The organism is Paenibacillus sp. FSL H7-0940 (genome assembly GCF_037979415.1).
GTDB lineage: Bacteria > Bacillota > Bacilli > Paenibacillales > Paenibacillaceae > Paenibacillus > Paenibacillus amylolyticus.
In genome coordinates, this window is record NZ_CP150280.1 from 2661559 (window position 1) to 2684583 (window position 23025).

Consider the following 23025-nt stretch of genomic DNA (forward strand, 5'->3'; position numbering starts at 1 on the left):
TTTTTTCTGTCCTCTCCGTTAGGTGTTAAATGTATTATTTCAACTTATATAGGTTCCTTCTAATATATGAAAAAAGTCCGCCCTACGTATTAATCCACTGATCTAACAGTCGGAATGTCTCTGATGCGCTGTGTACCATGTTGTCATGATCTTCTGGAGTGCTGATGGACTGCTGCAGCAACCCCGTAAACTCGCTCCATCTTGTTCTTGTCTCTGAGCCATAAGCATTGAAATATTCCAAACCACGATCAGCCTCAATGGGCAGGAACTGCGACAAGCGCTTGGTTATGATCTGTCCACCGTTCGTGGACCCCTCAATTACATACAGATATCCGAACAAACGGGCAGGTGTTGAAATATCCGGTAGTTCTTCACAGAGCGGAAGTTGGCTGATTTCCTCTTCACTGGCACCCAGATTTCGTAAATCTTTCTCCAACAGTCCAGCCTTGCCTCTAATCTCGATATCCAAACCCGTACTTCCCCAGAAAGGCTGTTGTACAGCCTGAACTTCCAGCGGTTTCAGGAATCCATAAAATTTCTCTAAATATGTTCTATATTCTTCTATAGTCACAGTTTGATTCATAATGGCTTTTGCATAAGGGTTCTGTTCTACTTGTCTGTGATAATGAGCTGTCTCGCTCTTCAGACGTTCCATAATAGTTGTTGCTGTCATCGTAGTTATCCCCTTTCACAATCTGTTCTGTTGTTGCAAATGAATGCTGATCCTCAACTGATTCTCATTGCGCCTTAAAATAGAACTACTTGCGCTGCAATCAGCTCCATTTAATACAAACAAGGCTCTATGTAAGTATACTTATTCTTGTTTGAGAAAACTATATGAATCCGTCATTGTTTCACGTTAGATTATTTCCCGCATTGTTATGATAACTAGTTATAATTCATAGGATAAAAAAATAAAAAACGACCCCTGACGTCATGTTTGTCAGGAATCGTTTGATATAAAGATGATTTATTTGTTTATTTGTTTATGGGATCGGACCCCGAACCCCAGTTTTTTAACTTGTGTAATAGACTGATTAGCGCCGGAAGCAAGATTGGAAGCATGACAAAACTTAGCAAAACCAATCCGATGATGACAGAAATAGCTACTTCAATCAGTGTAACAACACCGGAAGGAATTAGTGCGGCGAAGGTACCTCCCAATATTACTGCCGCCGAGATCACGACCCCTCCTATATTACGGGAAGCTTCCGTAATTTTATGAATTGGATCTCCTTCAATCTCACGATATTTCATCATGAGGAAGATACTGTAGTCCACACCAAGTGTAACAATCATGATCAGACTGAAGAAAGGAACGTTCCAGCTCAGATAGTCAACGCCAAGCGGGCCAACCATCAGCAATTCATTCAGACCAAGGGCCACATAATACGTCAGGAATAACGCACCTATAATGATTACAGTCTGCCAAAACGAACGAATAATGAACAAAAGTATCAATCCAATTCCAATCAGCATGATCATGGATGTCCGATTCAGATCACCTCCGGATAATTCTTTCATATCCAGGTTCTGTGACGGTATGCCGCCCAGTGCCACTTTCGCCTCACTCAAATCCGTGCCAACCAAAGCCGTTTCCAACTGCTTGTTAAGATTTTGAACAACATCCATCGCTTCTTTCGAATATGGATTATCGGTCAAAATGATGGAGATTTCCGCTGTCTTCCGATCCGAAGACATATACATGTCGAGCGAACTTAGAAACTCTTCTCCTTTTAATACCTCTTCTGGAATGTAGAAGCTTTTCGCAGCATCAGACTGGCCAAGATGACCCAAATAATCTTCGGCATCACCAAGCCCCTTCGACACATCTGAGAGTCCTTTTGTACTTTCGGTCAATCCGGATTTCAACTCACCCATTTTGTCCTGCAAATCGTTCAGACCGCTTAACAACTGACTCTGTCCTTCATTAATCTGACCCAGCCCATCTTTCACTTCCAATGTTTTACCCGCTATCTGCTGGGTTCCATTGGCTCCAGTCGCCAAACCTTTGGATAGCTCGCCAGCACCGTCTTCAAGCTGATCGACACCTACAGCAACCTGAGTCAGACCGCCACTAATTTGAGCCATTGACTCGTTGGCTTCCTTGAAAGAAACCATAGCCCCATTGTACTGCTGCATCAACGGGTCCAACTGTGTGTATAACGCGTTCAGTTCAGTTTGAGCCGCTTGAGAAATATTAATCACTTGTACGGCATCTTCTTCTTGTTGTAACTCAGGATGAGTCGCAATTAGACGGGTCATGCTGCCTTCGATCTGAGTATAGGCATCAAGCGCTCCCTTAATGGCTGTCTTGATGCTTGTGAAAGTACCACTAAAGGAACCAAATCCCTGTTCAAGTTGCCTATACCCTTTTTGCAGATCATTGGCACCTTTAGACAGGACTCCAACCTTTTCTTTAAGGGTAGTAAGTCCGTTTTTCAACGTCTCTGCCCCTTCTTCCCCATTATTCAGACCATCAGATACCTGATTCATGGCGTCTCCCAATGCATTTACTCCAACTTGCAACCGGCTTGTCCCATCAATCAACAGCTGTACGTTACTTAAATCATTTGAAGATTGAAGCTGTCCAGCTGCAGAGGACAAACCTTCGTTAATTTCGCTTACACCATCGTTTGCTTTACCAATACCCTGATTAAGCTCCTCTGCTTGATCGTTAATATACAACTCTTTAATTTGGACTCCAGTTGGTCGAGTGACACTGTAAATCTCAGAGACACCTTCCACCTTGGACATCTTATCCGTCAGATCATCCAGTGCCTTCAGCAATGTCTGATTGTCCATTGCCTGCTCGGATTGCACAACCAATGTTGTTGGCGCTGAGAATCCTGGTGCATAATGCTCCATAATCAGATTAATCCCCTGTTTGGAATTGTAGTCATTATTGACTTCAAACAGATCATTATAACTTAGTCGATTACTGTAACTGAATAATAAAGGAACACTAATCACCGCAACCAGAATGATCGCCAGGAAAGGTCTTCGTACCGATTGGCGGGATAAAAATCCCCACAGTCGGCTGTCCGCATGGCCTTCGAATTTTTTCGATGGCCAGAACATTTTTTTGCCCATGACAACCATGAAGAACGGGTTCAACGTATTGAGGACGATAATGAGAACCGCTACTGCGATCGCCACCGCTGAGGTTGCCTGATATAACTGAAACTTGGCAAGCATGAGTGCAAGAAACCCGATGAATACAGCGATGCCGCTATACAATACGGTTCTGCCTGCTGTTTTAAATGTCGTTTTGGTCGCAAGAATCACATCGCCATCTTGTCTACTTAGTTCCTCCTTGAATCTGGTATATAACAGGATATTATAATCCGTCCCAATACCAAAGAGGATAACGACCATAAATATCTGAGTAAAGTTCGAGAACGGAAAGTTAAACCAATCTACAAGATATCCCACAATAGCTAATGAAACAACGTAAGATATACCTACCGTGAGCAGTGAAATAACAGGTATGATCGGCGATCTAAAAATAATAATCAGGATAACGAGGATGAAAATGATCGCCATAATTTCTGTTTTCTGCACACCGTCTTCAATCGATTTACCAAAATCATCATCGATCAGGTCAGCTCCCGTCAGATATGTATCCACATCAGGGATGGCTGTAGATTCTTTTAATAGACTAATCACTTCCGAAAGAGGAATATTCTCATCTTTAGTGACGGTGATTTGAGTCAGGATCGTGGTTTGGTCCTCGGATATAAGCCGATCGGCTTGCTCTTCACCATCCAGATGGCTTGTGATCGTCTCAATATTCAGTTGCTTTTTCTGATTTTTCAGGTTGGATAAAACGGATTCGATCTCCGTCTTTTGCTGGTTCGTTAATGCTTGTGTATCTTCTCCACTATTAAATACAGCAATGAGGGAATAAGTATTCCCGCTATCCTTATCCATATCTTTCAACATAGTCGCAGCAACCTGGCTTTGTGCCGTTTCAGGAATTGAAATCTGTCCTTTTTCTTTTACCAGTTGACCAAAATCAGGCATCGCCACTACAGAAACGAGAGTAATAAGTATCCAAAAAATCAGGGAAATCGTTCTGGGATTCCTAAGTTTATTCATGATTTATCTTCACACACCTTATGTCTAGTCTAGGAATGAATATTCATTCCGTTTATGTTGTAAAAAAGGCCAATAGAATCAATGGACTCTAATGGCATTCCACAGGCACTCCTCAAGCTGGTTCATTAGCTCCGGCGTCGCTTCCAGGAGACCTTTGTTAAAGTGTTCAAACAAATGTATGAAAGCACCGTAAACTATATTCATTAAAGCTTCTGTAGGCAGTATAAGAATGGCTCCTTGCTGCTGCCCCTTATGTATGCATTCATTCAGAAACCCCATAAATTCATTGACACTTTCCTTGCTTTCATCGTGAAAATGCAATGCATTACCCGTAGAATTAATAAACTTTAGGCGATCCGGGTCGGACTCTGCGAACTTGAACAATCCACGAAAAATATGATGAAACTGGTCTCGTACAGGTATCGGCTCATTCGGAAACCCATGCTTTAAGGCATCAAGAAACTCCCTGATACTTTTCTGAAAAAGTTCATTCAACAATACTTCCTTGTTCGTAAAATAACGGTAAATAGTTCCTGCTCCCACCTGAGCCGAATCGGCAATCATCGGCATGGTTGTTGCATCGAATCCCCGCTGGGCAAAAAGCGTTAAAGCAGCTGCAAAAATATCATCTTTTTTGCTGCTTTTAGCCATGTGGCTATCCCTCCTTTGCATAGGAATGAACGTTCATTCCTTTATGTTTGATTAGTATAACTCCTTTTGTCACTTCAAGCAAGACCTTTCTATCCTACTGTTTATTCTTCAAAATGATACAATAACAATAAAATCTAATATTTTGGAGGACTTATGTTCATGAATATAACCATTCAAGACATTATACAGTATCTCACAGCCCATGTAGAGTTACCGGAGAACACGGTAGATCGGCTGATTACTGGCTCGTCCGACCAAACGGTCACAGGTGTGTTTGTTACTTTTATGCCCACACATTATGTTATTGAACAAGCCATACAGGAAGGTGCAAACTTGATCATTGCGCATGAATCCCCCTTCTACAACCATCACAGTCATACGGATTGGCTTGCAAATGATTCGGTTTATGCGGACAAAAGAAAGTTGATCACCGAAGCAGGCATTTCCATCTATCGATGTCATGATATCATCCACCGCTTCCAACCGGATGGCATTACCGAAGGACTGATTCAGGCCTTGGGGTGGTCCTCTTATGTGGAGCAACAACTAGCGGAAGCAGACATCCTTTCTTTTCCGGAAGGACGCACCGCCCAAGCTATTGCTCACCATGTGAAAAGTTCCCTGGGCATCGATTATGTACGCGTTGCAGGCAATGCGGAAATAGTCTGTAGACGTGCAGCGGTACTGGTAGGTTTTCGTGGTAATGGACATGTGACAATTCCCTTGATTCAGAATGAGCAATTAGATCTCATCATCGCTGGAGAAGGATTCGAATGGGAAACACCGGAATATATCCGTGATGCCGTGCAACAAGGCAAGTCCAAGGCACTGATCATGATGGGGCATGCAGAGAGCGAGGCTTCGGGAATGAAGCTATTAGCAGACAGGTTGGCAGAACGTTTTCCTGAATTGTCTGTTCGTTTTATAGGCGAGAAGCCTGTGTACACTGTGATCTAATAGGATCATTTGATTTGTATGGAGAGGATCAGGATCTTCTAGCTGATTGCTTCTAATTTTCATTGCCTATCCTACCCTGGAGCTTTGGATACTTTCTATGCTCCGGGGACGCTGGGCAGACTCTCGTTTCATTTCTTGGATAGCTAGCTATGATGAACGTAACCGCAAAAAATAGCCCTCCATATTGCTGCACATCGTAGGTTAAAATGGACAGTAAGAAGACCACCATTTCAGAGCTACACAGCAAAGGAGAGCTATCCCTATGAAGTCTACCACAAAATTCATTGGTTTAGATGTATCCAAAGAAAAAATTTCTGTCGCTATTGCTGACGAGGGTAAAGACAAGCCGCGGTATTACGGTACCATTGCTCATGCGCCTGCTGCCTTACGCAAACTCATCAAAGAGTTGGGTCCGGCAAGCTCCCTCTCGTTTTGTTATGAGGCCGGTCCTACAGGATACGAAACCTACCGCTGGATCGAATCCATGGGGGCCCATTGTGTCGTCATTGCCCCTTCACTCATCCCCAAACGCTCCGGCGATCACGTGAAAACCGATCGACGGGATGCCGAGCAACTGGCACGTCTGTTCCGTGCAGGCGAGCTTACGCCGATTTACGTTCCAGCACGTGAAGATGAGGCGCTTCGTGAATTGGTTCGGGCACGCGAATCGGCAAAAGAAGATGCTCACCGGGCTCGTCAACGCGTGCTCAAATTTTTATTGCGTCACCAGATCCATCCGCCTGAACAAATCAAACGTCGCTGGACGAAAAAATATCGCGTATGGCTTGGACAACTGACCTTCCCGAATGCGCCTATGCAGATTGCGTTTACGGAGTACCTTCATGCCATGGACGAGATCGAGCAACGCATCGGTCGACTGGAAAAAGCCTTGATTGAAGAGGCAGCGACCAGTTCCAAAGCCGATTTGATTCAGATTTTACAGTCTCTGCGTGGCATTGGATTTCTCACGGCCGTCACGCTTGCTGCGGAGATCGGTTCCTTTGCCCGGTTCCGTTCTCCTGCTCAGGCTCATGGCTTACTTGGGCCTGGTTCCGCGTGAGCATTCGTCTGGAGTCCGTACCCAACGAGGCTCGCTCACCAAAGCGGGAAATGGACGATTGCGTCGCACCTTGATTGAATCGGCATGGAGTTACCGCCATCGGCCTGCGATTAAAGGGGACTTGGCCCGCCGTTTGGAAGGTCTGCCTGCGGACATACAAACATTTCATGGAAAGCCCAGGAACGGCTGCACCGAAAATTCCGCCGTTTAGTTTATGGATTAAACAAACACAAAAATGTCGCGGTCACCGCGGTGGCCAGGGAACTGACCGGGTTCATTTGGGCGGTCGCCCGAACGTTGGAGCTACCGAACGCTCAGTAATCTGTTATTCATCTTGAAGAGACGGATGGTTTAAAAGGAAAAAGGGGAAAACTCCGGAGCCTTAGGCCCGGGAGTTCATGGAAGGTTCAGGAGAGAATGTACGAGGTTCGTTTGCACTAGGCTTTTAATGGGCTGAACGTGCGTGGCTAGCTTGTAAAAGCTCTCCTTGACGAAGGCATACCATGTGGTAACCAACCCACGGATAGCAGCGTGCCAACCGTCGCTCGCATATGGACTCCCGCGCTTAGGGCTTCGGGGAAAAGCAGCTTTTTGTGATGGACTTGACAAAAACGTTCATAGCAACGAACCTGACACCCTCTATTGAGCGAATATTTGCCGATTTTCAAAAGTAACGAATCGTAGACACCCTATGCCTCCATTCCCCCTGTTTTACCGCCCATTTCTACCCAACATAGCCCATTTAACGTCGCTGAGATTTGTTAGATTTCTCAATTCAATCGAATCAGTACAATAAGGTGTCACTAGTTCGTTAGATTATGATGAAAAATGAGTACTGAGCACATATGCCACGCATCTTTTCATGCCCCATCTGGATTTACCGAGTTCTTTATAGTACTCTAGATGCTGTGACTTCAAAGCTCAGGACATTTGTCCTTGGCGTTCAGAGTCAATTTATCATTTAATAATAGAAGTCGAAGTGATTGAATAAGGAGCGTACATATGAGAGGAATTATTTTTGCATTACTGGGCGGAGCGTGTATCACGCTCCAAGGGGTTGCCAATACTCGGATTAGCACCGACATGGGCACATGGCAAGCCGCTACGATTACACAACTGACAGGGTTCATCTTAGCGGCGCTGATCCTAATGTTTGTTAGAGACACCAACCTTCAAGGACTCAAACAAGTAAAACCTATGTACCTGGCCGGAGGTGCTTTTGGCGCCGTCATTATTTTCAGCGAAGTGACAGCAATTCAGCAAATTGGAGTTACATTCACGATCTCGGCTCTGCTCATTGCTCAGCTGTTCCTGACTTTTCTGGTGGATAGTAACGGATGGTTCGGCGTGGTAAAACAAAAGATGAAACTGCCGCAATTTCTAGGCATTGCCTTAATGGTGACTGGTGTCATTATTATGAAACTATAGTTTTTGGAGAAGGATTGAAACATATCGTCGGGGGTGAATCACAGCGTGCAAGAGATCCATAACGAGCAACAATTAATACAATATCTGAAGCAATATCAACTCGAAACTGTATTTCACGAGTCCCTGCGTACACATATGACGTTATGCCACTTTGAGAAGTGTGAACTGATCTGTCGTGAAGGGGAAACTTCCGAATATTTGTACGTACTGGTCGAGGGTAAAATCAAGATTTTCACCACCTCCGCTCAGGACAAAACGCTGGTGCTTTGTTTCAAAACACCGCTTGAAGTTGTCGGTGACATAGAGTATGTCCGTGAAAGCGATATTGTTAATACGGTTCAGGCCGTGTCACCTGTGGTGATGCTTCGCATTCATTATCAATGGCTCGCTGAGCTTGCCAGCGATTATGCACCTTTACTTAAATTTTTGCTTAAAATCATCTCACACAAATTCTACATTGACTCGAACTTTTCCAATTTCAACCTGATGTATCCCGTTGAGGTTCGTCTAGTCAGCTACCTGCTCTCCATCTCAACAGAAGAAGCGGGCAACGTCGTTCATGAAGAGCTGGACGTGTTCAATCTGACCGACATCGCGAATCTGATCGGCACCAGTTACCGACACCTGAACCGGGTCATCCAGAAGCTCTGTGCAGACGGATTAATCGAGCGACATCAGGGATTGATTATGATCAAGGATCGAGCGGGTCTACGTGAAATAGCAGGTCACAATATTTATGAATAAGGAGTTCGACAACCATGTTAATCACAGGTATTTCGCTTGCACTACTGGCAGGTGCACTTGTCAGTCTGCAAACGATTTTTAATAGCAAAGTCAATGAACGCACCGGTTCATGGTCCACAACAACGATGGTGCTTTTCACCGGATTCATTGCTTCGTTCCTCATCTCTCTGCTAGTAGAGGGCAAGAATACATTCAGCTTCCAGCATATGCAACCCTGGTACTGGCTCAGTGGAGCCATCGGCGTTGGCGTGGTCTTCTGTCTCGTGCAAGGGATGAAGCTACTTGGTCCCACATATGCCATCTCGATCGTGCTAACATCCCAACTGAGTTTTGCTCTATTGTTTGATTCCATGGGATGGCTCGGTCTGGAGCAAATTCCTTTTTCGTGGAATCAGCTGCTCGGTGTACTTGTCATTGTTGGGGGAATTGTATTGTTCAAGTTCGGTGGGGGGAAATCGAAAAAATCAGAGCAGTCCCCTGGAACGTTGCAGTCTGACTCGTAAACGAACAAAAAAGAGTGTCCGTCCAATCCCATAGATTGGTCAGACACTCTTTTTATACAATCAAACCACATATCGTTTCGTTATCTTAAACAAACTCTACGTTGTGGTAAACTTGCTGAACATCTTCAAGGTCCTCAAGCGCATCGATCAGTTTCTCGAACTGAGCTTGTGCATCCTCTGGAAGTTCAATATGGTTTTGCGCAAGCATGGTCAGCTCGGCTACTGTGAACTCAGTAATACCAGCAGCTTTGAATGCTTCTTGTACAGCGTGGAATTGATCCGGTTCTGCATATACAATTACAGCATCGTCTTCGTCCACGATATCACGTACATCCACATCTGCTTCAAGCAAAAGTTCCAGTACTTCCTCGGAGTTTTTGCCTTCTATACCGATAACCGCTGTTGGATCAAACATGTAAGCAACTGAACCACTGACACCCATGTTGCCAGCGTTTTTGTTAAACGCAGAGCGCACTTCCGGCGCTGTACGATTCACATTGTTGGTGAGTGCATCAACGATGACCATCGCACCATTCGGTCCGAAGCCTTCATAACGCAACTCTTCATAGTTCTCATCCCCGCTGCCTTTTGCTTTTTCCATCGCACGATCAATGATGGCTTTGGGTACATTATACGTTTTGGCACGTTCCAGCACGACTTTCAGTGCACGGTTCGCTTCCGGGTCCGGTTCGCCCTTCTTGGCAGCTACATAGATCTCAACGCCGAATTTAGCGTAGACCCGGCTCGTGTTTGCATCTTTTGAAGCTTTCTTTTCCTTGATATTATTCCACTTACGACCCATATCGTTTCCGCTCACTTTCAACATTTAATCTGCTTTCTACTATGCCATTATATCTTGTTGAGCGTACTTCAACAAGTTAATACACACGAAATAATGGGAATAACTGCGGTGATTATCCATCTCCATTTGAAGATTAGCTTCAGTTTATCCTCTCATACATCTCTCAGCAGCAACTAACGTTACCTCTATTCACTCCATATATAGCAGACAAGAAGCACCCCATAAAGGAATGCTTCCGCCCTAAATCAGTCCTAATTTCAGTTATCTTACTCGGTCAATTAAGCGTGAAATTGTCGACCATCCAACACTTCAGGAACATAACCCGCACGAATGACAAAGTCTCCGAAATGTTCCCCTTCATTGCGCTCCTTGGCATACTGATTCACCATTGGAGTTAACGTGTCCAGAATCTCAGTTTCACCAATGTTTTCTTTGTACTGCTTATTCAAGCGATGTCCAGTGAAGCTGCCACCGAGATACATATTGTATTTCCCTGGTGCTTTACCGATAAATGAAATCTCTGCCAGCATCGGTCTTGCGCATCCGTTCGGGCAACCGGTCATCCGAATGACAATTTCTTCGTCTCTCAGCCCGGCTTCGTCGAGTACAGGCTCCAGTTTGTCGATCAGGGACGGCAAGTAACGTTCGGACTCAGCCATCGCAAGGCCGCAGGTCGGAAACGCAACACAAGCCATTGAACTTCTGCGTAGCGCTGAGTAATGTGCACCATCAGTCAGGTTATATTGCTGAATGAGTGTTTCAATCTTTTTCTTTTTCTGGCTGCTAATATTACCGATGATTAGATTTTGGTTCGCAGTCAGACGGAAATCACCCGTATGCACTTTGGCAATTTCACGTAAACCCGTCATGAGCGGATAACCATCAACATCCTTTACACGACCATTCTGAATGAACAGCGTGTAGTGCCATCTGCCATTATTACCTTTTACCCAACCATATCGATCTCCGTTAGTCTCAAAATGATATGGACGTGCCGCATCCAGTTTCCATCCCAGACGGGTGGTCAGCTCTTCGACAAACCACTCCACACCACGATCATCCAGCGTATATTTGAAACGAGCATGTTTACGAACTGCACGATCTCCATAATCACGCTGAATCATAACTGTTTTCTCTGCAACATCAATCATTTGCTCCGGCGTACAGAAACCAATGACTTTGGACACCTGAGGATAGGTTTTGGCGTCACCATGAGACATCCCCATGCCGCCTCCTACGGAAACGTTGAAGCCTTGCAACTTGCCGTTCTCCACAATAGCAATAAAGCCAAGATCCTGTGAATAGACGTCCACATCATTGGATGGTGGTACAGCAATACCGATTTTGAACTTCCGTGGCAAATACACTTTGCCATAGATTGGTTCAACTTCTTCGTCCGAGTCCTGGGAATCAACCACTTTCTCTCCGTCCAGCCACAGCTCATGATAAGCCCGGGTCCGAGGGTCCAAATGATTGCTCACCTGACATGCCCACTCATACACTTCAGCATGCACATCAGATTGATTCGGATTCGGGTTACACATCACGTTACGGTTTACGTCACCACATGCAGCCAGTGTGCTTAACAACGAATCGTTCACTTCGCGAATGGTGTTTTTAAGATCCCACTTCAGTACGCCATGCAGTTGGAAAGACTGACGTGTGGTCAGACGAATCGTCTCATTCGCATATTTATGCGCTACCCGATCCATCATCAACCACTGCTCCGGGGTTACAATCCCACCGGAAGCACGCACACGTAACATGAATTGGTATGCAGGCTCCAGCTTGGATTTGTGACGCTCGTTACGCAGGTCACGGTCATCCTGCATATAACTACCGTGGTGTTTCATCAGACGGTTGTCGTCCTCTGGAATAGCCCCCGTGATACGATCAGCCAACGTTTCGGTCAGACTTCCGCGCAAGTAATCACTTTTGATCTTTATATCTTCCACATCGCTATTCGTGCGCTGTGGGTTAAGTAAGTTATTATAAACCATGCTGCTTTCTCCTCTCGTCTCTGCGGGATGGTGCAATCCGGCTGGGCCGGTGATTAATAGACGTCCCGCTGATAACGTTTCTCCTGCTGTAACCGTGTCAGATATTCCGATGCCTGCTCAGGCGATAAACCGCCTTCTTGTTCAAGAATCGTGGTGAGCGCAGCATGCACATCTTGTGCCATTTTTTTCTCGTCACCACAGATATATACGCTTGCACCTTCCTGAAGCCACTGGTACAGTTCTTTGCTGTGTTCCAGCATGCGATGTTGTACATACACTTTCTGTTCCGTATCACGTGAAAAGGCTACATCCATCTTCGTGAGCACACCATCTTTGAGCCAACGTTGCCATTCCGTCTGGTACAAGAAGTCCGTGGCGAAATGCTGATCTCCGTAGAACAGCCATGTCTTGCCCTCTGCTCCTGTTTCTTCACGCTCACCAAGGAAAGATCTGAACGGCGCCACACCTGTACCTGGGCCAACCATGATGATCGGTGTATCCGGGTTCTCAGGCAACTTAAAATTCGGGTTATGCTGTATATATACAGGCAAGGTGTCGCCAGCTTCGATTCGTTCAGCCAGATGTACCGAGCATACACCGTAACGTTCTCTGCCACGCGCTTCATAACGTACCGAACGAACAGTAAGATGAACTTCATCCGGGAAAGACTTCGAACTACTCGCTATGGAGTATAGACGTGCCGGAATTTTGCGAAGAGCAGCTACAAATTCTCCGGCAGGAATCCCTTTCAGATTATAATCATGAACCAGATCCAGCAGATCACAGCTATTCATGACCGTGCGGAATTCGGAACCATCTGCGAGTAACGCTGTCAGGCCACTCCCAGGATTCAGTTTCGCAAGTTGTTCCACGACCGGTTTCGTCACAGCTGTAATTTCAAAATAACGCAGCAACGCTTCTTGAACAGATGCCTGATCGCCATTTTTATTCACGGTCACGCGTTCATCGGCATTCCATCCCATGGCTGCAATCAATTCATCTACAAGGCGCGGATGATTCTCAGGGAATACCCCAAGGCTGTCACCTGGCTCGTAGTCCAGGCTGGAACCTTCCAAAGACAACTCAATGTGGCGTGTTTCACGGTCCGATCCTCTGCCATTCAGATTGAGATTCTCCAACACTTCAGCCTTGAATGGATTCGTGCGATCATATTCGGATTCCCCGCCGCTCACCGCAGCTGTAACAGCCTCCGTGGTTACCGTACTCGCAGCAGCAGATGTACTGCTTAAGGATGCCAGTACTTCATTCATCCACTCTGCAGCTGCTTCATCAAAATCAACATCACAGTCCACGCGTGGTACAAGGGCTGTACCACCCAACTCCTGCAACCGATTATCGAAGTCCTTACCTGTCTGACAAAAGAACTCATAGGAGGTATCTCCCAGAGCCAACACCGAGTAACGAAGTCCTTCAAGCTTCGGAGCCCGTTTGCTGTTCAGGAATTCATGCAGCGGAATCGCATTATCCGGTGGTTCGCCTTCGCCATGCGTACTGACGATGATGAGGAGATTTTCAATTTTCTTGAGTCCGTTCGGTTTGAAATCTCCCATCGATGACAACGTTACCTGAAGACCTTGCTCTTCAAGTTTCTTGGCCAGCTTTTTCGATAGGCCACTGGAATTCCCGGTTTGTGAACCAAAAAGCACGGTAACTTCCCGGGATACTGGCGGAGCACTGACAGGTGCAATACCTGTAGCTGGTGCAGCCTGTACCAGGTTAGCTGGAGCGGCTATTGTCGCGCTTGCCTGAATTGCTGCAATATATCCGCTCAACCAAGTACGTTGTCCATCGGTCAATGTAGGAATAAGACGATTAAGCAGTTCAACTTGTTCTTGATTAAAAGGGCTGTTTGTCACTTGAAGTTCCACTGTTTGCCACCTCGCGCATTGCTTCGATTTTAATTCCGACTAAAATCATCACATTAATTTAATTTCTTCTCTCTAAAACCTAACACACCGGGTGTTGAGGGTCAATTTCAATGATTTTATAGCATTTATCAGTTTCGCTGATAAAGGACAAAAAACAACAAAAACCCTCCTTTTTAAATCAAGGACGGTTTTGTTATATTTTTAAATTTGACAGCCAGCTCAAGTTGAAGTTGAAAGTGGAGTATAGTCACTAAAATGATTTCCCAGCACTCTGCTTTTATCTCCGTATACTTTGTCCAAGTGATTCTCTCCCCATAGACATATGCGGTCAATGATGTCCTGCAGTGTCAAGCCGTACTCTGTCATCTCATACTCTACCTTGGGCGGAATCTGGGGATGAATGATCCGATGGATGATTTCATTCTTTTCCAGTTCACGCAGCTGCTGGGTTAAGACCTTCTGGGTAATGCCAGGAATGGCTCTGCGAAGTTCGCTTGTACGTTTTTTACCTGATATCAGCTGGTGCAGAATAAGAATCCTCCATTTTCCACCGACCAGTTCCAGCATGGCCTGCACACCACTCTCATATTTTTTCATTTCTTGTTCCACTTGTACTCCCCCATAATTCACATATATGTATATCCGTTATTAAAAGTAACCGAAGAACCCCAAAGTATCTACAGCACTCTCAGGTGCGTACTTCTCAAGAAGATGTCATGAAACTTATAATAACATTGGTCAGAATGTTTAACCAAAATAAAAAGAAAAAAGGATGGTTACTCCTACATGAAAGTTAAACTGGTCGTTACTCACCCAAGACAGGATTCCCTAACATTTGCCGTGATGAATCGTTTTATAGAAGGTATGCAGGAGAATTCCCATGAAATCGATATCCTCGATCTATATCATGACGGATTCGATCCCCTATATCGTGTAGAAGATGAGCGAGACTGGCAAAATCCCGATAAACAGCATGCCCCTGTGATTCGCAAAGAGCTGGATCGTGTGCTTGCGGCTGATGCCATTGTATTTGTTTTCCCGATCTGGTGGTACAACGTTCCCTCCATGCTCAAAGCCTATCTGGACAAGGTATGGAACATGGGGCTGCTGAACAAGGCAAACTCCAAAAAGGCACTGCGGATTGCACTAGCTGGGGGGACGGAGGCTTCATTCCATAAATACGACTATTACAACATGATTTCCAACTATCTAAATAATGGGATCGCAGGCTATGCGAGAATGCAGGAATCCCGAGTCGAATTCCTCTATGAAACCATTTCAGAATCCAAAGAACATATCGAAGGCTTGCTTGATCAAGCATATCAAATCGGCAAACATTACAATTAACAATTAGCAGATATTACAGATAACAACTGCAAAACGATAAGAGGTTACTCGTTCGTTGAGTAACTGACTTTTCGCCCATGACGGGCGTACTATCAAGAAGGCTTACTCCAACCTGGGTTCCAGGTCAAAGTAAGCCTTCTTTTTCACACGCTACGATTCTGATGCATCATCATTTATTCCATACCAGTTTGCCCATCATCGCATATAACAACGTAGCCGATTCGGCTCGGGTCGCTTCGGCAAGTGGTTTCACCTCACCATTATACCCGTGGGCGATGCCAAGATCCACAAGTAATGCCACACTGTCCCGGGCATAGGAGCGAATCTCGGAAGCATCGCGGAAACGAGTAAGGTTATCTGTTGCAGCCGTCTCGGAGTCAACTAGTCCAGCCACCGCAAGTGCCCTCACTGTCAACGTCATCATCTCTTGACGAGTGATCGTGGACTCTGGCAAGAAACGCCCGTCACCGGTACCACTCGTGATACCTAGCGAACGCGCAACTGTAACTGCTTCGTAGTACGGTGCATTTTCGTTTACATCAGAGAACGCTTTCCCGGAAGAAGCATTCAAACCCAGCGCAGTCATCAACCATTGCATGTATTGGCCGCGGGTCATCTCCTGTTTTGGATGTAACTGCGTGGAATCGCCCTTTGCCTCAGCATCAATCACACCTCTAACAGCCAAAGCCTCCATTGCTTTTTTGGCCCACTCCACTTCTGCAAGATCTTCGAATGTCTGCTCCACAGGCACAACAGCATAATTTCCTGTGAGTGATGTGACGGAAAATACAAGCTGCCCGCTTTTTTGATCGTAGTAACTTTGCGGCAATGGGGTTGCCACACCGTTCGCGCCAATGGCAAATGCTACAATCCGATCCTGCTGAGCATTTTGTGAGGATGGGAAAGGCAGACGAAGTATTAACTGGCTTTCCGATGGCCATGGTTGACCATCCAGTTGAAGTTCAAGATGGACTCCATATTGCGTGCCAAGCTGATCTGCGACTGTTTTTGGCAGCTCCGTTCTGACCAATCGGATTGATGCAATCTCATCACCAACTATATCCTTTGTTAACAGTGTCGCAGGAAGCTCCAACATTCCCAGCTCTGTAACAATGTTGAACACATGTGACTCACCCTGATCTATCAACACAGAAGCAGGCAGAGACAATTCATATTCCGTTGCTCCCGAAACCGGCTTCAGCCGAAGTTCGACCAAGCGCTGGCCCGCATCTGTTGAGGGGGCAACTTTAAAAGCATCTTTAATCGTTGAAGCATCCACGTTGGACTGCACTACACCCTTCTGATCTGACTGTCCCTGCAACTCCAGAACAGAACGGTCCTTCTCCGGTTTAGGTTGTGGTACCGCATTCTCTGCACTTGGGTTACCACTTCCTGATTGTCCACCATTGCTGGATGAACTAGAACCATCTCCTGGATTTCCACCGGAATTGCCGCCTGGATTACCGCCCGAACCAGGGTCCGTGCCTCCAGGGGAAGGAACAGATACCGGCACCTTCACTGTCAACGGTACAGTCAAGGCTTTACTGTCGTCAGAAGTTCGAGTAATTTCCAACTCCAGGGTTACTGTTGTTTCCTTAGATGGTGGGACAATCGTTCCATCAGTTTGAATGACCGACGGTACCGAACTGGAAGTGATCTTCACCGTGAAACCTTGTGGCACGGATGGGAACTTCAGTTTTTTTGCACCTGCGGAAGGCTGTTCCAACGCTGTAATGCTTGTGGCTACATCAGCAGCGCTCTGCTGAGCCGTGTGCACCTGATAAGCGGAAGATACACCTCTTAAGGATTGCCCCGTGGCATCCAAAGCTTCCACTTTGTAATAATATTCCGTGCCGGGGTTCAGTTCACTGTCCGTGTACTCCCGCCCATTGCCACTATAGACCACCTTGTACTCACCTTGCTCACGATCTGAGCGGTATAGCTTGTAGCTTGCTGCACCAAGATGAGCATCCCAGTGAAGCGTTGCGCTCGTTGAATCCAACGTATCAGCATTAAGGCCAGCACTATCATTTACAGGTGGCGCGGCGTCAGGTTTAACGATCATAATCCAGCTAATCATCGGGTCCTGCGATGCCGTATTGCGCACGGTCAACTCCAGCTTGTTGTCCGACACGCTGATGTCTTTGTGGGCTCTAACGCTGGCAGGCGTAAAAGTAACTGCTCCGGTATTGGTGCCATTGATGATTAAATTCGCTCTGCGCGATGTATTGCTCCACGGATCGTTGAATCCAGCGTAGACATCGTATGTCCCGTTTGGCACATCAAATCTATAGGTTAAGTCCGTGCCTTTAGGAGAATTGCTGACATTTCCACCGTTCAGATAACGTACGGTCGAGAATATATCCCCGCCATTCGAACCGGATGCCAGTGCATCTGCGCTGACATAACCCCAATTACGTCCCTCAGCCGGAGCGTACATCTGATCCGCCGTTTCCGGGTTGGCAAGCGTTCCTTTCATATAAGCACCCATGAGACTGTAATCAGCCGTTTCGTAACCTCCGCTATTCACGAAATATAGTGTATTCTCCGGAATGACATTTACGCGAACTGCCTGCTTTTTGTTGTTATATTCCGGTGTCGTTACCTGTAATGTGAGCGGTCCTGGCTTAGCAAAATCTTCTGCCGTCATCTCCCGGTTATCAATTGTCCATACTGCTGGCGTTGATACCAGTGCTCCACCCTCGCGCACATTCAATGTTGTTGGCAGGGATGGTACTTTTCCTAGCGCCAAGGCTTCTGGCAACGGATCAGCAATATCTACCTTGCCCATCGAATTCAGTAGATCAGGTGTCCAGCTGTTATACCACTTGATCGCGATGTCGGAGCCTATTCCAAACTCAATTGGCAAGAACACGTATTTTGCAGCATCATTCGAGAAATTGCCACCATTCCACGTATCCCCCACGTAAATGAATTTGCCTTTTTCCGGATCGACCGGAATGACGGAAGTGGTCTGTGTGCCAAATGCCTTGCCTGGATCAGGATCACTCGGCAACGTACGCACGAACGGATTGGTCTGCGTTGACCACGGGCCAAAAATGTTATCCGCAACCGTCACTTTGTTTTCGTTAGGGGCCCAGCCAGAAGCTCCGGAAGTCAAAATATAATATTTCCCCTGATACTTGAACATCGCTGGTGCTTCGCGTTGCCCTCCCGGGAACACACGCACGTAATCGACGCCGTATTCCGCCTGATAGGTGGAATCGCGTACCGGATTGCCTTTGTCATCCGTTTGTCCTTCCTTATGCCACCCTGTTACGTCACTGTAGTCTTTATTCAGTTTGGAGATATAGAGCGTCAGGTTTTCTTCGCTGGAGTAGATTAGATAGCCAGTGCCGTCATCGTCCTTGAACAACGTCATATCACGTGCCATACCCTTATCGGTTGGGAAGAAATCTTTCTCCCCTTCGGGAGCTCTGTCCATCCGGTAACTCTTCTGATACACAAAAGGCCCTGTTGGAGAGTCGCTGATCGCATAACCGGCCCGCGCCTTACCATAATTCGCATTATCGTTATAGGGGTCTTTGTCGCCGTCCATGTGGGCCCACATCACGTATTTCTTCGTTTTGTCGTTGTAGATGACCTTTGGTCGTTCAATAATCCGTCCTTTGCGGATATCTGCCCAGATATCCACGCGGTCTTCACGCCCCGCATACAATTTGGAGATCAACGGGTCATTGTCAAAATCATCCATGGATTGAAGTGTCGTCAGAGCCATGCCTTCATCCGTCCAATTCATCAGATCCTTGGATGAATACACACGCACACCAACAGCTGGCCATCCGCCCGTGTGGTATTCACCATACCAGTAATACATCTCCGTCTGTTCATCATAGAAAAAGCCTGCCCCATGCGCATCAATCGGTTTCCCGTCCAGATCCGGCCACAATTGCCCTGGTGTAATGCTTGTGCGAACTGTGGCAACACCAAGCGGTGCGGATGCTGGAGAAGTTACGCCGTCCACGGTCGCCTGAATGATGTAAAAATATCCTGTGCCCATTGTCAGACCGCTATCGTTAAACGTGTTTTCATTGCCACTGTGCACCTGCTGATACGTACCCGTAGCACTGGTTGCACGGGACACGGTATACGTTACATCAGATCCAGCTAGGACATTCCACCTCAGAGAGATTGATGTGTCCGTCACAGCTGTGGCAGCGAACTCTGCCGGAGAGTCAATGGAGTAAGTCGTGGCTTCTGCAACAGTGAATGCTGACTCCCCAGCTGCGTTATAGGCTGTTACGCGATAGCTGTAGCTGTTGCCAGGCTCTAGTGCATTATCCGTGAATGTGAGCCCTTTCCCTTCATAGATCTGTTCATACTGGTCACTGCCAGCTTCGGCCCGAACCACCCGATAACCAGTTGACTTGTCCACGGCGGACCAAGATAGCTTCACGCTTGTGGCATTGAGTGCCTCGGCCTTTAATTCGCCAGGAGCCTGTGGTGCCGACGCAGTCGTCCGAACTTCCAGCGGAGCAGTCCATAATGATTCGGTTAGGCCTCCGTATTCATAAGCGAGCCTGTAATAATACACCGTATCCCCACTCAATCCTTCATCCATGTGTTCCAAAGTTCCGGTACTGGTTACCAGAGAATAACCGCCTTCAGGCGTAGAGGAACGGTACAAGCGATAGGCTGATGCTCCCGCGATTTCAGACCATTGCAGTGAAACCGAAGAAGCCGTCTGCTCAGCAATAGAGAGCTGAATATCGTTCCCAGGCGGTTGCTCGGCAATGATCACATCATCTGCATGTACCGACTGCCACTTATTCCGAATGCCCACAGTACCTGACCCGTATGTAGGATCGACCAGATCAAATACCAACCGATCGGAGCCGTTTTCCGCGATATACCCGCGAATGGTGGTACCTGATAACACCACTTTGAGCGTGTACCATGTATCACTGGCAAACGCATAGTCCACCGTTTTCAGAGGTGTGTCTGATCCGTTCACCCGTTTGGAGAAAACGAGTTTATTGCTAGGAACTTGCATTTGAAAATAGTAAAAGTTGCTCTTATCCTGAAACCGCGGCAATATTCCCGGATACCCCTGACCGGCTCCCGTGTAAAAGCGCATGGACACGGTCATGTCCGACATGGAGTCTCCAGTAGAGATAATCCCTTCATTGGTATCGCTCTGGAAAAGCGTAAAGTTGGACGCATCTGTCGGGTCAGCGAACACTTCCCAGTTGCCTGAGCTTACGTTCCACGCGGGTGATTCCGTGAAATTCCCATCCGAAAAATCGTCCTGCAACAACGTGGCGGGTATACTGCTCAGATCGGCATACGCCTTACTCGGCAGCATCAACGGTCCCGAAGACAGCGTAAGTGTTGCTGATAACATAAATATCATGGGTTTCCTGAGTTTATCCAATGTTCATTCTCTCCTTTGGCATGAAAGATGAAAGCATGGTTCATGTATGCGCGGTGTTGTTGTTCAGCCTATCCTCAGCAACCAGTGGTCAGTAACGAGCTTTTGTCCACCTCCTCATTTTAATGAAACCGGTTTCATTAAAATGCAAAAAAAGACCCGTCTTCCCTTCTAAGTGCAATGATACCCATACGGAATACCGTGTTTTCTTTGCCCCTATGCAGTGAAACAGGTTTTTAATATATAAATGTAACCGCTTTCCTGAATTATATTATTGCCTTATTCAAGCTGTCAACTATGAATTGGGCTCAAACATTTTTCGTTAAAACCACGCAAAAAAGGCGCGAGTTCTGCTTGTTTTGCAAGCAAAATTCGCGCCTTTTCTCACGCTGCGAGCTTGTTCGCAAGCTCGCACATGATTCGTAATCAAAAGCGGACTTTTTGAACAACCTCTATTTAGAATACTTTTGTTGTCCACGACTCACAGTTCCACGTCTCCGTAACGACATCACGGTAGAATTCCGGTTCGTGGGAAATCAGAAGAATACTGCCTTTGTAAGCCTTGAGCGCACGTTTCAACTCTTCCTTGGCATCAACGTCCAGATGGTTCGTCGGCTCATCGAGCACAAGCAGGTTGGTTTCATTATTGATCAGCTTACAGAGACGCACTTTAGCTTTCTCGCCACCACTCAGTACAGCTACCTTGCTCTCAATGTGTTTTGTAGTCAAACCACATTTTGCAAGTGCAGCACGCACCTCGAATTGGGTATACGAAGGAAACTCCTGCCAGATCTCTTCAATACATGTATTGTAGTTGGCATCCTTCATCTCTTGCTGGAAGTAACCAATCTCCAGATGTTCACCACGTTGAACGGTTCCTTCCAGAGCTTGAATTTCACCCAGAATACTGCGCATCAGGGTTGTTTTACCAATTCCGTTCGCACCAACGAGGGCAATCTTCTGTCCACGCTCCATACGCAGATCCAGTGGTCTGGACAACGGTTCGTTGTATCCAATTACAAGACCTTTGGTTTCGAAAATGAGCTTGCCGGATGTTCTTGCATCACGGAAGTTGAACTGCGGTTTCGGTTTCTCCTTGGCGATCTCGATGACATCCATCTTGTCGAGTTTTTTCTGTCTGGACATCGCCATATTACGTGTAGCAACACTTGCTTTGTTCCGCGCTACAAAATCCTTGAGGTCAGCGATCTCTTGTTGTTGGCGTTTGTAGGCCGACTCCAGCTGCTGTTTTCTCATCTCATGCACTTCCTGGAAATGATCATAATCGCCCACATAACGAGTTAGATTCTGGTTCTCCATGTGATAGATCAAGTTGATAACACTGTTCAAGAACGGAATATCGTGAGAAATGAGGATAAATGCATTCTCATATTCCTGCAAATAACGTTTCAGCCATTCGATATGCAATTCATCCAAATAGTTCGTAGGCTCATCGAGCAGCAAAATATCGGGTTTTTCCAGCAGCAGCTTGGCAAGCAGTACTTTGGTACGCTGTCCACCACTCAGGTCATTGACGTCTTTATCCAGACCGATATCCGTCAGACCCAGACCACGTGCGGTTTCATCCACTTTGGCATCGATCATGTAGAAATCCTGGTTTGTCAGCGTATCCTGAATCGTACCCACGTCTTCAAGCAGTTGTTCAAGCTCTTCCGGAGTTACATCGCCCATTTTGCCATACATATCATTCATTTCCTGTTCCATGTCAAACAAATACTGGAACGCGCCGCGAAGTACGTCACGGATCGATTGGCCTTTGTTCAATACAGCATGCTGGTCCAAATAACCAACACGCATCCGTTTGGACCACTCCACCTTGCCTTCATCCGGCTGAAGTTTTCCTGTAATAATGTTCATGAAGGTAGATTTACCTTCACCATTGGCCCCGATTAGACCAATATGTTCGCCCTTCAAGAGGCGGAATGAAACGTCGTTAAAGATAGCACGGTCACCAAAACCGTGACTTAATTTTTCTACATTTAATATGCTCATTCATGACACCTTTTCTATATAGACTTAATTCTTTGTATATTATAAGCGTTATATCCTGCACAACTCAACGCCATATTAAAAATTATTCCGCCTTTTTGTCTGAAATTTGCCTTATATGAAAGTATGGGTTAAAATTTT

Annotated in this window: 16 protein-coding genes; 7 read left to right on the top strand and 9 right to left on the bottom strand. The window is 46.3% G+C overall.

Annotated elements, in window-relative coordinates:
• Positions 1-82 precede the first annotated feature (82 nt).
• The 3 genes from MHB71_RS11550 to MHB71_RS11560 form a co-directional block, all read right to left on the bottom strand.
• Positions 83-673 (bottom strand): biliverdin-producing heme oxygenase, encoded by a 591-nt coding sequence (locus tag MHB71_RS11550; RefSeq protein ID WP_340029644.1) that lies wholly within the window; start codon positions 671-673, stop codon positions 83-85.
• A 305-nt stretch (positions 674-978) separates the two neighbouring features.
• Positions 979-4101: an MMPL family transporter gene (locus MHB71_RS11555; protein WP_340029645.1), complete on the bottom strand. Its 3123-nt coding sequence runs from the start codon at positions 4099-4101 to the stop codon at positions 979-981.
• A 78-nt stretch (positions 4102-4179) separates the two neighbouring features.
• Complete coding sequence (locus tag MHB71_RS11560; protein ID WP_036608519.1) at positions 4180-4752, bottom strand: TetR/AcrR family transcriptional regulator; 573 nt, start codon at positions 4750-4752, stop codon at positions 4180-4182.
• Between the two features lie 159 nt (positions 4753-4911).
• Here MHB71_RS11560 and MHB71_RS11565 point away from each other — a divergent pair, with 159 nt between their 5' ends.
• The 6 genes from MHB71_RS11565 (at position 4912) to MHB71_RS11590 (ending at position 9444) form a co-directional block, all read left to right on the top strand.
• The gene (locus MHB71_RS11565; RefSeq protein ID WP_340029646.1) at positions 4912-5709 is read left to right on the top strand and encodes a Nif3-like dinuclear metal center hexameric protein; all 798 of its coding nucleotides are present in this window, start codon (positions 4912-4914) and stop codon (positions 5707-5709) included.
• Positions 5710-5971: 262 nt separating this feature from the next.
• Entirely contained in the window at positions 5972-6769 is a 798-nt protein-coding gene (locus MHB71_RS11570) for an IS110 family transposase (RefSeq protein WP_340029647.1), read from the top strand.
• Positions 6741-6980: a transposase gene (locus MHB71_RS11575; RefSeq protein ID WP_340029648.1), complete on the top strand. Its 240-nt coding sequence runs from the start codon at positions 6741-6743 to the stop codon at positions 6978-6980. The genes MHB71_RS11570 and MHB71_RS11575 overlap by 29 nt, the downstream gene beginning before the upstream one ends.
• A gap of 791 nt (positions 6981-7771) precedes the next feature.
• Positions 7772-8197, top strand: coding sequence for a DMT family transporter (locus MHB71_RS11580; protein WP_036608521.1), 426 nt, complete (start codon positions 7772-7774; stop codon positions 8195-8197).
• Between the two features lie 45 nt (positions 8198-8242).
• Positions 8243-8941 carry a cyclic nucleotide-binding domain-containing protein gene (locus tag MHB71_RS11585; RefSeq protein WP_036608522.1) on the top strand — a complete coding sequence of 233 codons (699 nt, stop codon included), beginning with the start codon at positions 8243-8245 and terminating at the stop codon, positions 8939-8941.
• A 14-nt stretch (positions 8942-8955) separates the two neighbouring features.
• Positions 8956-9444, top strand: a complete 489-nt coding sequence (locus MHB71_RS11590; protein WP_036608524.1) for a DMT family transporter — start codon at positions 8956-8958, stop codon at positions 9442-9444.
• Between the two features lie 85 nt (positions 9445-9529).
• Here the strand turns inward: MHB71_RS11590 and MHB71_RS11595 are convergent, their stop codons facing one another.
• From MHB71_RS11595 to MHB71_RS11610, 4 genes are all read right to left on the bottom strand, one after another.
• Positions 9530-10246, bottom strand: a complete 717-nt coding sequence (locus MHB71_RS11595) for a YebC/PmpR family DNA-binding transcriptional regulator (RefSeq protein ID WP_036608916.1) — start codon at positions 10244-10246, stop codon at positions 9530-9532.
• A 278-nt stretch (positions 10247-10524) separates the two neighbouring features.
• Complete coding sequence (gene cysI, locus MHB71_RS11600; protein WP_340029649.1) at positions 10525-12246, bottom strand: assimilatory sulfite reductase (NADPH) hemoprotein subunit; 1722 nt, start codon at positions 12244-12246, stop codon at positions 10525-10527.
• A gap of 53 nt (positions 12247-12299) precedes the next feature.
• A complete protein-coding gene (locus tag MHB71_RS11605) occupies positions 12300-14135 on the bottom strand; it encodes an assimilatory sulfite reductase (NADPH) flavoprotein subunit (protein WP_340029650.1) in 1836 nt (611 codons plus the stop codon).
• 219 nt (positions 14136-14354) lie between these two features.
• Entirely contained in the window at positions 14355-14744 is a 390-nt protein-coding gene (locus MHB71_RS11610; RefSeq protein ID WP_235193805.1) for a winged helix-turn-helix transcriptional regulator, read from the bottom strand.
• Between the two features lie 177 nt (positions 14745-14921).
• On the opposite strand from MHB71_RS11610, the gene MHB71_RS11615 reads away from it, so the two are divergent.
• The gene (locus MHB71_RS11615; protein WP_340029651.1) at positions 14922-15482 is read left to right on the top strand and encodes an NAD(P)H oxidoreductase; all 561 of its coding nucleotides are present in this window, start codon (positions 14922-14924) and stop codon (positions 15480-15482) included.
• A gap of 169 nt (positions 15483-15651) precedes the next feature.
• Here MHB71_RS11615 and MHB71_RS11620 read toward each other — a convergent pair whose 3' ends face one another.
• Entirely contained in the window at positions 15652-20877 is a 5226-nt protein-coding gene (locus MHB71_RS11620; RefSeq protein WP_340029652.1) for a fibronectin type III domain-containing protein, read from the bottom strand.
• Positions 20878-21330: 453 nt separating this feature from the next.
• Positions 21331-22887 carry an ABC-F family ATP-binding cassette domain-containing protein gene (locus tag MHB71_RS11625; protein ID WP_017688769.1) on the bottom strand — a complete coding sequence of 519 codons (1557 nt, stop codon included), beginning with the start codon at positions 22885-22887 and terminating at the stop codon, positions 21331-21333.
• Between the last annotated feature and the right edge of the window lie 138 nt (positions 22888-23025).